This is a genomic window from Psychrobacter sp. ASPA161_9, assembly GCF_051970275.1.
In the GTDB taxonomy this organism is placed as follows: domain Bacteria; phylum Pseudomonadota; class Gammaproteobacteria; order Pseudomonadales; family Moraxellaceae; genus Psychrobacter.
This window is the reverse complement of sequence record NZ_JBEFNI010000001.1, coordinates 641,661-654,527: the sequence shown is the minus strand read 5'-3', so window position 1 is coordinate 654,527 and position 12,867 is coordinate 641,661. Positions and strand designations below refer to the sequence as shown.

The following is a 12,867-nucleotide window of genomic DNA, read 5'->3' as shown; positions in this document are numbered from 1 at the left end:
AGCAAGCCTCTACATGCGCTGTCATTATTCCGCAGTCTATGCAACACGAATCAGCTGGTGCTGATAAACCTTATTTGAGTGTCAAAGATTTAGTAGTCGGTTATGATGATATGATCATCGTTGATGGATTATCGCTAAATCTACAGCAAGGTGAAATTGGTTGTTTCTTAGGGTACAGTGGTTGTGGTAAAACCACAGCATTACGTGCTATCGCAGGGTTAGAGCCTACACGTCGAGGCACTATTAGTTTAAATGGTCATCGTCTAACAGAACAGACAGCACGCACCTCTTTTGCTGTTGCACCTGCCAAACGCGGCATGGGTATGGTGTTTCAAGATTATGCATTATTTGGGCATCTAAGCGTGGCGAAGAACATCGCTTTTGGTCTCAATAATTGGTCAGCTGCCGACAAAAAAGCGCGAGTGGCTGAGATGCTAAACCTCGTTGAATTAACTGAGCATGCAAACAAGCGTCCATCTGAAATCTCAGGTGGTCAACAGCAGCGGGTTGCGCTAGCACGAGCTTTGGCACCTAAGCCTGAATTATTGTTACTCGATGAGCCATTTTCTAACCTTGACGTAGTACTGCGCGAATCACTTGCTATGAGTGTACGTGATATTCTTAAACGTACAAATACGACAGCAATATTGGTCACCCATGATCAAAACGAAGCCTTTGCCATCGCAGATAAAGTGGGCGTTATGCATAGAGGCGAGCTGGTGCAATGGGCAACGCCAAGTGAGCTATACCACGAGCCAATCAGTCCGTTTGTTGCCGAGTTCGTTGGTGAAGGAGCAATGATAGATGGGATCATCAAAGAGGGGCATGTTGAGACAGCGCTTGGTGATATTTATCGACGTATGGAAGTTTATGACGAGTTAGGACAGCCGCAGTATTGTGAGTATGATTATCCTAATGGCACACCGATTAAGGTGCTCGTGCGCCCTGATGACATCATCCATGATGATGATAGTATGCAGACGGCATTAGTCGTTGGACGTGTCTTTCGCGGTGCCAACTATCTATATCGTCTGCAACTCGATGACGGGCAGACAGTTTTATCTTTAGTCGCCAGCCATCACAATCATGAGATTGGGTCACATATTGGCATTTTGCCTTTGCTAGAGCACGTAGTCGTATTCGATGAAAAAGAAATCAATGCCACTACTTGGTCAGAATACGATAGGTCATCAAGAGTCGAAGAGACGAGGTAGTAATCGACATTTTAATGCAAGAAGATGACTGTTATTAAAATGGCCGTAATGAAACGATTGCAGTGAGACAGTCTTTTATAATTAAGTTTGACGAGTCGCCATGATATGTAAATAACGGCCAAGCCATTTATAAGGTTCTTGCTGCGAGTAGCGTAACTCCATTCGAATGACCGCTTCAGGGTCATTATGCCCACCGCGTTTTAACGGCGCATAATCATGAAACACACGCAAACCACTCTCCAATACAATTTGATAATGATGCTGTTGTAGCCACGACTCTACTTCTTGTTTGGCAACTGGATAATTGGGCGTCAAACTTTTGTTGTTATCGGCCTTATAGTTTGTGTTGTCGAGCAAATTAAAATTACCCATGATTAAGTTGCGGTAGTCAAAGCTCGCAGGATTATAAAAACATAATGACAGTACGCCCTCATCAGCAAGCTGATTATCAAAGAAACTCATCACTGCCGCAGGGTCTGCTAGCCACTCAAGTAAGGCATGACACAGTATCAAATCAAACTTACCCGCATCATCTTTAGCCAGTTTAGCTTCAAGCTCTTGGTATGGACAGACGTGCCAAGTAATATCAGGGTTTGTACCCTCCTGTTCGGCACTCACTTTTGCTTTTTCAAGCATATTAGCTGATATATCATTGATGACAACTGTATGACCTTGCACCGCGAGTTCTATTGCAATCTGTGCCAGCCCTGCGCCCACATCCAAGATACGTAATGGTCGTCCTAGCGTTTGACTCAGCTGTTCGACGTAGCCAAAGATATCGCGACGTAAAACAGCCAATCGAATGTCGCCTTTTAAACCACCATAGACCTTTTTTTCAAAGTGATCGGCAATGGCGTCAAAGCTACGGTCGCTGCGTTCGGTTTCTAGTGCTATCAATTGGTTTTCATTATTTATCATTAAGTTTAAATCTGCTATTTATTTTATGGGAAGCGGTATTTTTACTAATATGGTTGAAGGTTTACCTCTACCGTCGTCTATTGATCACCCATTTGAATACCAGCTTAGCTAAGGTAATGACGACAAATACTACTACGATAAATACCCAAATGCCGTTGCCTTTTAGATTGTCTTGGTAAGCTTGCGCTAAGTAGCCGGACAGTATCATCGCAATCAATAGTGAGCCCCAACGCACAAAGGGCAAGGCGCGGTTGTGATGGTTGGGGAAACTGACGGCATAATCGCTAGAAAAGCTGTACAGCACCATAGCCAAAATCCAGACGATAACAAGAATGATATCCATAATGATAAATGCCTATTTGATAATTGCTGATGCAAAAAGTTGCGAAAAGTATTTAGGATGTGAGGGAGTAGTGTAGCGAGTAGAAATTTTTTGTCTACAATAACCGAAAATTCCTTCTATTAAATATGTGTTTTGACTATGTGTGCGCAAGTTAGATGCAGCTCTTAAATGACAGACAGTTACACGGTTTTCAGTAGCTTTTCATAACCGTTTGCGGTATAAACAGTAAGGTATAAGAGTTAATAATAGTTAAGTTATCATTACCTAAAAGCCTGTTACAAAGGGGCTTTGTATCGACTGCCAAGGACGTTCGGCGGTTTCATTTTATCACTGCTAAGGATAGCAATCATGACCTACTCTCAATCTAATAACAATTCTCAATCTAATAAAAGTATAGATAGCAATCAAAAAAACATAGCCTCTGTTCATAATCCTCAAACAAACACCATTTTTACTTCAACTAAACCCACCATGTTACGTTGCACGCTATCAGTTGCAGTGGCAAGTAGCCTGCTATTACTAGCGGGTTGTGGAGATGATGATAACGATCAAATAATCACAGCTTATCCCACGTCCGTTCAGTCTGTTAGTGCATTTAATAGAAGCCAAATAGACAATGGACTTGGTCTGGGAAATACTGCAACACCCGCTGCGAAATGCGATATCACAATAGAAAAGGTCAGTTATCCGACTAAGGGTGCAGCGGGCGAGCGTACCAATGCAACTGCTGCGTTGATGTTACCAAGCGGAGATAGCGCAGACTGTCAAGGCGATCGACCTGTATTGCTTTATGCTCATGGCACCACCACTGAAAAGGTCTATGACTTTAGTCAAGTGGGCAATCCGCAAAATCCTGCTGGCTCAGAGGCAACTCTCATAGCAGCGAATTTTGCGGCCCAAGGTTATATCGTCGTCGCACCTAACTATGCTGGTTATGACGACTCTGATCTTGACTACCACCCTTATCTAGTCGCCGATCAACAATCCATTGATATGGTCGATGCCTTGGATAGTGCGCGCTTAATTATCGAAAGACAACAGCGGGCTAATAATAGCAAGTACACCAATATCGATGATTCTGGTAAATTGTTTATTAGTGGCTATTCGCAAGGTGGCTATGTGGCAATGGCAACGGCAAGGCTATTAGAGCAGCAAGGTAAGCCAGTGACAGCGATAGCACCCTCATCAGGTCCTTATGCGTTAGCTGCTTTTGGTGATTCTATATTCTCAGGAAACGTCAATATTGGCGCCACTAGGTTTGCGCCGTTATTGGCAACTGGTCTGCAGAAAAAGTATAAAAACATCTATCGAAACACCACGGATATTTTTACGACCAACTATTCCAATACTCAGCTACCAAGCTTGTTGAGCTTTGGAGAGCTAGTAGCCGCTAACAAGCTACCGGATAACGCATTGTTTGAAAATAATCCTCAAAACAACCCTACACTTGATATGCTACAGCCACCGACTGTTCCTTTTGCGTTCTTAGGGTTTGCGGATGATAACTATCTTATCAAAACAGATTTTCGCACTACTTATGTAGCTGATGCGCTACAAAACCCTGATAGTCTGTTGGCCAAAACGGGTGTACTTCCAGCCACTAATCCGCAAAACAATTTGCGTAAAGCTCTGAAAGCTAATGATCTACGCGGTTATATCCCTAAAATGCCAACGCTTATATGTGGTGGTAATTCAGACCCAACTGTATATTATGATCTAAATACCGGTTCGATGACCGCCATATTGCAGCAAGCAGGTGCGGCTCCAGCCTCTAATCTTAATATCACGGTCTTGGATGTGGATGTAAGAAATAATCGAGGAGCAGTGACTCCGATTGGTAGTGCTATGAGCAACCCGTGGATGTCAACGACAGCAATAGATAATATCCAAAGTAGGTTTACTACTACTTTGACAGCAGTCCAGAATAAAGCTGTTTCAGACGCTCAACAAGCAGGCGTAACTGACCCTACATTATTAGCGCAAGCCGCAGGCGCTGCGATATTAGCCAGTTATCATGGCGGTCTAGTCAGTACCTCTTGTACTCAAGCCGCGCGTGAGTTCTTTGACCAAAGCTTTACAGCGTTATAAGAATTCTTAAGCTCAATCTTTTAGATAGCTTATAAATCTGGAAAAACTGCATCTTGAAAGGTGCAGTTTTTTGTTGGATAAATCATTATAGTTAATAACACTGAGAAAATATGAAATCAATAATTGCATCGCTGCTCACATGTGCTTTTATCATTGCACCTATTAGTCATGCCCAAGCGCGTAATACGCCTTGCTCAGGAAAAATGGGCGGAGTAGCTCATTGTTCTAAAGATGGTAAATTTATATGTAAAAATGGAAAAATCAGTCAATCCAAAAAAATATGTCAATAACAATGTTTCAATATTAGCAGCGATAAATCTACTATTTAAGAATGTTAGTAAGCGCTTCAAAACATTGGTTGCTAATGAGCTGTTTTGCTTGATTTTAATGACACGTAGATACCCCTAAATCAGCAAATTTGTGCTAAAATAGCTTCTTTTATTCAACATTAAAACTATCGCCATTTTCCTATTGTTTTGCATGCTTGGTAGTGATTTTTTATAGTTCGTATATCGATAATAGCTGCGCTTTTGTGCAGCTGTATTTTTGTATGGCCATAACCAATTCTAGTAAAATTGCAAGCTTCAGAGAAAGTATGTGAGTGAAGGAGTGTATATGAGCGACTCGATCAGTCCTATTGCCATCGTGGATGAATTAAAGCAATCCTATTTGGACTATGCGATGAGCGTGATCGTCTCGCGCGCGCTGCCTGATGTGCGTGATGGGTTCAAACCGGTACACCGTCGCGTGATGTATGCGATGCATGTGTTATCTAATGATTATAACAAGCCATACAAAAAATCGGCCCGTGTGGTCGGTGACGTCATTGGTAAATATCATCCGCATGGCGATAGTGCGGTATACGACGCAATCGTAAGGATGGCGCAGGACTTTAGCTTGCGTTATCCAATGGTTGACGGTCAAGGTAACTTTGGCTCGATTGATGATGATCCTCCGGCTGCCATGCGTTATACCGAAGTACGTATGACCAAGCTTACCCATCAGATGCTTGCTGACCTAGACAAAGACACGGTTGATTGGGAAGATAACTACGACGGTTCTGAGCGTATGCCGAGTGTGTTGCCTGCACGTGTTCCTAACTTGCTAGTTAATGGTGCGACAGGTATTGCTGTCGGTATGGCGACCAATATGGCACCGCATAACTTGACCGAAGTGATCAATGCTTGCTTAGCTTATGCAGAGAACCCGCAAGTATCAGCTGAAGAGCTAATGACGCATATCTCAGGCCCTGACTTTCCAACGGGCGGTATTATTTATGGTCGTGCTGGTATTTTAGATGCTTATCGTACTGGTAAAGGCCGTTTGCATGTACGTGGTCGCTATATTATTGAACCAATGAGTGATACAGGCGTCAACCGCGATCGCGAACGTATTGTATTTACCGAAGTGCCTTATCAGACTAATAAAGCAAAACTAATCGAACGTATCGCTGAATTGGTCCGTGACAAAAAGATTGAAGGCATTACTGAGATACGTGATGAGTCTGATAAAGATGGTATGCGTATTGCCATTGATTTACGTCGTGGTGAGACGGCTGAAGTTATCGTTAATAACCTGTTTCTTCAAACACCACTCGAATCAAGCTTCAGTATTAACATGGTGGCACTCGATAATGGCCAGCCAAAATTATTGACTTTACGCCAGTTGATCGCTGCTTTTGTACGCCATCGTCAAGAAGTAGTGACGCGCCGTACGATTTATGAGCTAAATAAAGCCCGCGTACGTGGTCATTTGCTCGAAGGTTTGACCGTTGCGCTCGCGAATATTGATGAAATCATTGCCGCGATTAAAGCCTCTGCAAACCGCGGATTGGCACGTGAAAGCCTGCTCAATAATACTTGGGGTTCAGGTAGTGTCGTTGCGATGCTAACCGCTGCTGGGAGTCAGTCAGTACGTCCTGAGTTTATTGAGGGCGAAGATCCAAAAGCACCATTTGGCTTAATTGAAGGCGAAGAACGCTATCGTTTATCACTTGAGCAGGTCAACGCGATTTTGGATATGCAGTTGCATCGCTTGACAGGTCTTGAGCAAGACAAATTAACTGAAGAATATCAAGATTTATTGCGTGAAATTGCCCATTTAGAGTCTATCCTTGGTGACTTTGATAAATTGATGGCCATTATCTCTAACGAGATGATCGAGATTCGTGATAACTTTGGTGATGAGCGCCGTACCGATATCATAGATTCGCGTACTGACTTCAACCGTGAAGACCTCATTCCTGAGCAAACGGTAGTAATGACTGTCTCTCGTACTGGCTATGCAAAAACCCAGCCGATTGATGATTATGTGGCGCAAAAGCGTGGCGGTAAAGGTAAGTCTGCAACCGCAATGAAAGAAGATGATGTCATTGATCATCTGGTTGTGACCTCAACGCATGCAACGGTATTATGCTTTACTGATACTGGACGTGTCTTTAGTTTACGTGGGTTTGAAGTGCCAATTGCCAGTCGCGGAGCCCGCGGTCGTCCGCTAGTAAACCTCATTGGTTTAAATGGTGATGAAACAGTCACCACAATATTGCCAATTCCAAAGATAGTGGAAGAATTATCTGTAAAAGGTGAGACTTCATCAACAGACACGTTAATAGATAATGATATAAATGGTGATGACGCTGCATTAGAAGGTAGTAATGAAGCAGAGCCTCCTTTTGTGTTCTTTGCAACTGCCAATGGTACAGTGAAGCGGGTAGAGCTTAAGCAGTTTGCAAACATTCGCTCTAATGGCTTGATTGCTGTTGGTCTAGAAGAAGGCGATAAGTTGGTCAGCGCGCGCATTACAAATGGTAGCCAAGAAGTCATGCTGTTTGCTTCAAGTGGTAAAGCCATTCGTTTTGATGAAAATGATGCTCGTGCAATGGGTCGTACCGCAAAAGGTGTACGTGGTATGCGTCTCGCGACTAATGAATTTATCAAGTCATTGGTCGTAATCGAAGATGACGTCCGCGAGATTCTAATCGCTTGTGAAAATGGCTTTGGTAAACGTACCTTCATTGATGAGTTCAATACGCAAAACCGTGGTGGTGGCGGTGTTATCGCTATCAAGACTAGCGACCGTAACGGTGCTCTAGTTCGTGCCACTAAAGTTGAGCCTGAAGATGACATTATCTTAATCTCAGACAAAGGTACTCTAGTACGTACGCCAGTTGAGCATGTGGCCAGTTCTGGTCGTAATACTCAAGGTGTTACTCTCATTCGTCTATCGAAAGATGAGAAATTGGTAGCGATGGCGCGTGTTGAGCACGAAGAAAGTGACAATGCCTTAGTCGATGCGATGAGAGAAGATGGTACGTTTGAGCCAGAGGGTCAAGAGCAAATAGATATAGATGCTGCAACTGAAAATACAGCGCCTACTGACGAATAATTGTGACGAATGAATGTCTAGTTGAATAGCTTTTTAGTCTAGTTCTTCATAACTTTTCTATAAAAAAGCCTCTGACGTTATCGTTGGAGGCTTTTATTTTTTCCTTCTAAAAAATGCCAACAAAGTTCTATTTTTTAAGGCTGCTGTTATGCTTACTACTAATCAAACCTTTCAGGGAACCGTCGCATCGGTATCATCAAGCTTTTTATTCTCACTCATGTTCCTATTTGGGCTATTTATGCTGCCCTTGTCAGGCACACAGGTGGCATCATGGCGCGTGTTGATGATGCTATTGAGTCTAGTATTATTGGTCAGTTTTACCAAGCAGTGGCAGCATGTCTTTGATTATCTAAAAACTTTAAAGACGCCAAAAGAATGGCTAATATTTGTATTACCAACCCCGATTTTGGGTGGGCAAATCTGGCTTTTTATGTGGGGTCCGGTAAATGGTTATGGTCTTGATGTTACCTTGGGCTATTTTTTATTACCATTAGTAATGATATTAATTGGACGCTTTTTTTATCATGAATATATGAGCGCGCTACAGTGGGTAGCGGCGCTATGTGCAGCGCTGGGTATTGGCTATGATATATTTCAATACGGATCGATATCATGGGTGACTTTGTTTGCATGCTTGGGATATCCGCCATATTACCTATTACGGCGTAAGCTTTCCGTGCCACCAATTACTGGTTTGCTTTCTGATTTGACCTTACTGACGCCAGTGGTGTTAATAATGCTGTACTTTAGTGGCGGCTTTAGCGTGGCGGCACAGGAAAGTAAGTTCTGGTATTTACTACCGTTGCTCGGGGCATTTAGTGCACTTGCAATGTCACTCACAATGGTTGCTAGTAGCAAATTACCTGTCTCATTATTTGGGGCTCTTAGCTATATAGAACCTATGCTGTTATTTGTGTTATCTATCACAGTTCTGAGTCAAAGTTTGGATGAGGGAGGCTCTTTATTCATGTATGGCATGATTACTTTGGCGTTAGTATTCATGATTATGGATAGTGCCATGGGTTATGTCATTCGGCGTCGTGATGACCGTTTGCATGGCTATAACGAACCACAGGTGGGCGGCTTTCCACCGCGCCGTCGTTTGATAGACCACCGTATAGACGGTGTATTAAAGGCGCATCGTTTTCGTAAAATACGTCGTTATCAGAAAAAAATGCATAAAATACAACGAAAAATAGAGCAGCTAGACTCAAGGTAAATGGTTGTAAGAAATGAGTTGGAAGTTGAGTTGGCAGTTGAGTTGACGGGCCAGTTAAGTAGACATATTGCTTATGTAGTCTGACTTTGACATAATGATTTCCATTATATAAGTATGATGAATATAAAGTATTTATCTCAGTATTATACGGTTATCTTATAGACAAAAAGCCTCTGACGTTCGCGTCTGAGGCTTTTGTTTTTTTTTAAAACTGCCAAGGAAGTGCGCTAATTTTTAAGGCTGTTGTTATGTTCACCTCCAACCAAACGTCGCAGGGTACTATTATTGCGGTGACTGCCAACTTTTTATACTCGTTGTTATTTCTGTTTGGCTTGAGTATGCAGCCGCTGTCGGGTACACAAGTTGCCTCGTGGCGTGTGCTCATGATGTTATTTAGTTTGGTCCTTTTAGTCAGTGTGTTAAAGCAGTGGCAACATATTTTTGATTACCTAAAGACATTAAAAACCTCAAAAGAGTGGTTCTTATTTATCATTCCCACTCCTATTTTGGGCGCACAAATTTGGATATTTATGTGGGCGCCAGTCAATAATCTTGGTTTAGAGGTGACTTTAGGTTACTTCTTATATCCAATGATTATGATTATGGTTGGTCGGTTTTTTTATAATGAAGACATGAGCCTGTTACAGTGGGTTGCAACACTTTTTGCGGGTGCAGGCATTGCCTATGATGTCTTTCAATACGGCTCTATATCTTGGGCGACGTTATTTGTGTGTTTGGGTTATCCACCTTATTATCTGTTACGTCGAAAAATGGCTGTACCGCCTATTACAGGTCTTATCTCTGATCTTGTCTTATTATTACCTGTCGTTTTGGTCGCGTTATATATGAGTGGCGGTTTTGAATTGGCCATATCCACAGATAAGCTTTGGTATCTTTTGCCATTATTAGGAATTATCAGTACAGCAGCAATGTCATTGACAATGGTAGCCAGTCAGAAGTTGCCAGTCTCATTATTTGGGACTTTATGCTATCTTGAACCGATATTCTTATTTATATTTTCTGTCACTATTTTGCATCAAAGTATAGAGGAGGGTGGCTCCTTATTTATGTACGGCATGATCTTTGTTGCGTTATTGATTATGATTATGGATAGTGCGCTTGGTTACTTAGCACGCCGCCGTGACAACCGTCTACATGGTTACAATGAACCGCAAGTTGGTAGCTTTCCACCGCGTCGTCGCCTAAAAAACCGCCGAATTAAAGGTGTATTGGCAGCACATCGGTTTCGTAAAATCAGACGCTATCAATCTAAAATAAATAAGATGTCGCATAAAATTGATCAGCTATATTCAAGATAATCCCTAAAAGAGCGACCGATAAAACTGACCACACAGCCATTGTTTTTCACTGTCATTAGGTAATCGTGATGTGTTAAAGCATTAGCAAGTGCGCTATCATCAATGATATTAAGACACTACTTTTTTTTATTATTATTGGGATAAATCTATGTTACATTTGCATCATTTAGAGAATTCACGTTCATTCCGCATTATATGGCTTTTAGAAGAGTTAAATGTAGACTATCAGCTAACTTGTTATGAGCGTAACAAAGCTTATCGTGCGCCTGAAAGTTTGAAAAAAATCCATCCGCTTGGACACACCCCAATTTTAGAGGTGAATGAGCGTGTGCTGGTTGAATCAGGCTTCATCATTGAGTATCTGCTTAAGCATTATGATAAAGAACAGCAATTCAAACCTACTGACGATAATGAAGAGGCGTGGGAAGCTTATACTTTTTGGCTACATTTCGCTGAAGCATCAATAATGCCATTATTAGTAATGCGCTTGGTATTTACCAAAGTAGTCGAAAAATCGCCAATGCTCATTAAGCCAGTGAGTAAAAGCATTCGTAAGCAAGTTGAAAACAACATGATTAGTGATAGTCTTACTACAATGCTAAACATGATGGAACAGCAGCTACAACACAATCATTGGTTTGCAGGCGAAGCTTTTAGTGCCGCTGATATTCAGATGCATCTTGTGGTTGTTGCTACCAATGCGGGCAGTGGACTTGATAAAGTGAAATATGCCAATATATTAAATTGGCTAAAACGTTGCGAAGCGCGTGATGCCTTTAAACGAGCTGAGACCAAAGGCGGTAGCGTTCAATTTTAAATGTGCTTACTTTCCAAAAACACTCTAAATTTTGAATTCTTATAGATTTTGAAAGCTTACAGACATTTTATCCAGTATTCTTGTATATTGATTTTGCTTGGGGTATGTTGAATTCAATGTACCCTAGCAATAAACAGTCCTTCAAAAGGTAGTATGATGACAGACCCTAATAAATTAAATACCAAACTTGCGGATTCCGATAAGGACAATCTTGCACAGCAACAAATTAATTCTCAGCAAGTGTCTGTTAAGGCATGGTCGCAAAAGATATTGGTCGTTTTGTTATGTATAGCAAGCTTTTATGGGGGCTGGAAGTCACACGAATCTAGCATGGTCAATCAATGCTTTGCTAGTGGCGGGCAAATCGTTGAGGGTGACAAGACTATCTTATGCAAATTGTCATAAATCATATTAAATATGCAAAACTCTTTTGCTATGAATGATGAACCATGCTGCAACTAACCTTTTTAGGGACATCGGCCGGTGTACCGACTAAGCAACGCAATGTGACGGCGCTAGCGATTGAGTGTCTTAATCCTTACCTGTCAGGATCTAATCAACAGCATAGTAAAAAATCGCGTCCGTGGTTATTAATCGACTGCGGTGAAGGCACACAGCAACAACTGCTCCATACCAAACTATCACTACATCAGCTTACCGCTATTTGTATTACTCATGTGCACGGCGACCATTGCTATGGTTTGCCAGGATTGCTCGCTAGTGCTGCTATGTCAGGACGTACCGCGCCGCTGATTCTCATCGCACCCAAAGCTATTGCCAAACTATTAGATGCTGTAACACTAACCACTGAGTTGCATTTTCCATTTGCCATTAATTTTATGGCGATTGAAGATTTGCTGTCTCAGCCAGATAGTGAAAATAAAGGTCAGGTAAATATTAGCTTAGACAAGCAGCAACAGCTAGCGATAGATATCCATCCTCTATCACACCGCGTGCCATCCTATGGTTTTGGTATCACTCAGACTATCAGTCGTCGCACGCTCAATACCGACAAGTTGCTAGCAGCTGGTATTCCAGCTAGTAAGTTGTGGGGGAAGTTGCAGCAAGGTGAAGATGTTACAACTGAGGACGGTAAGCAGTTACGCTCAGCAGATTATGTCAATAATGATGAGCAGCATACAAGAGTAGTGGTGGCTGGTGATAATGATACGCCAAGTCTTTTAACTTCAGCGCTACGAGATGCGGATTTATTAGTGCATGAAGCAACTTATACAAATGAAGTCTTAACCAAGATTCAAGCGAAAAATCCAGATTTTGATCCCATGCATAGTAGTGCTCAGTTGGTGGGCAAATTTGCCCAAGATATCGGCCTACCTAATCTAATTTTGACGCATTTTAGTGCCCGTTATCAGAGTTTTGATAATCCAAATAGCACGACGCCTAATATGGGGTATATCCGTTTGGATGCCGAAAGCGTTTATCACGGTAACTTATGGTTAGCAGCTGATTTTGCGCAATATAGGGTAGATGGCGCAGCAGAATTAGTTGACGGTCAAGCAGAAAGCCGCGTACAGTATTTAGGATCTGCACGCGACAGTAAATGA

At 42.1% G+C, this 12,867-nt stretch carries 10 protein-coding genes; 8 read left to right on the top strand and 2 right to left on the bottom strand.

Annotation, left to right across the window (positions count from 1 at the left end; all coding sequences use genetic code 11):
- Positions 1–38: 38 nt before the first annotated feature.
- Positions 39–1,214: an ABC transporter ATP-binding protein gene (locus tag ACTQ9S_RS02455; protein ID WP_440453697.1), complete on the top strand. Its 1,176-nt coding sequence runs from the start codon at positions 39–41 to the stop codon at positions 1,212–1,214.
- Positions 1,215–1,295: 81 nt separating this feature from the next.
- Here the strand turns inward: ACTQ9S_RS02455 and ACTQ9S_RS02450 are convergent, their stop codons facing one another.
- Entirely contained in the window at positions 1,296–2,132 is an 837-nt protein-coding gene (locus ACTQ9S_RS02450) for a methyltransferase domain-containing protein (protein ID WP_440453593.1), read from the bottom strand.
- A 67-nt stretch (positions 2,133–2,199) separates the two neighbouring features.
- The gene (locus ACTQ9S_RS02445) at positions 2,200–2,475 is read right to left on the bottom strand and encodes a hypothetical protein (protein WP_440453591.1); all 276 of its coding nucleotides are present in this window, start codon (positions 2,473–2,475) and stop codon (positions 2,200–2,202) included.
- Positions 2,476–2,823: 348 nt separating this feature from the next.
- On the opposite strand from ACTQ9S_RS02445, the gene ACTQ9S_RS02440 reads away from it, so the two are divergent.
- The 7 genes from ACTQ9S_RS02440 to ACTQ9S_RS02410 all read left to right on the top strand — a co-directional run bounded on the left by ACTQ9S_RS02440 (position 2,824) and on the right by ACTQ9S_RS02410 (position 12,867).
- The gene (locus ACTQ9S_RS02440; RefSeq protein ID WP_440453589.1) at positions 2,824–4,563 is read left to right on the top strand and encodes an alpha/beta hydrolase family protein; all 1,740 of its coding nucleotides are present in this window, start codon (positions 2,824–2,826) and stop codon (positions 4,561–4,563) included.
- A gap of 615 nt (positions 4,564–5,178) precedes the next feature.
- A complete protein-coding gene (gene gyrA / locus ACTQ9S_RS02435; protein WP_068036390.1) occupies positions 5,179–7,947 on the top strand; it encodes a DNA gyrase subunit A in 2,769 nt (922 codons plus the stop codon).
- A gap of 148 nt (positions 7,948–8,095) precedes the next feature.
- The gene (rarD, locus tag ACTQ9S_RS02430) at positions 8,096–9,166 is read left to right on the top strand and encodes an EamA family transporter RarD (protein WP_068036388.1); all 1,071 of its coding nucleotides are present in this window, start codon (positions 8,096–8,098) and stop codon (positions 9,164–9,166) included.
- Between the two features lie 248 nt (positions 9,167–9,414).
- Positions 9,415–10,485, top strand: coding sequence for an EamA family transporter RarD (rarD, locus tag ACTQ9S_RS02425; protein ID WP_440453587.1), 1,071 nt, complete (start codon positions 9,415–9,417; stop codon positions 10,483–10,485).
- Positions 10,486–10,633: 148 nt separating this feature from the next.
- Entirely contained in the window at positions 10,634–11,302 is a 669-nt protein-coding gene (locus ACTQ9S_RS02420; RefSeq protein WP_440453585.1) for a glutathione S-transferase, read from the top strand.
- A gap of 156 nt (positions 11,303–11,458) precedes the next feature.
- On the top strand, positions 11,459–11,707 hold the full coding sequence (locus ACTQ9S_RS02415; RefSeq protein WP_068036382.1) for a hypothetical protein: 249 nt from the start codon (positions 11,459–11,461) through the stop codon (positions 11,705–11,707).
- A gap of 44 nt (positions 11,708–11,751) precedes the next feature.
- Positions 11,752–12,867, top strand: coding sequence for a ribonuclease Z (locus ACTQ9S_RS02410; RefSeq protein ID WP_440453583.1), 1,116 nt, complete (start codon positions 11,752–11,754; stop codon positions 12,865–12,867).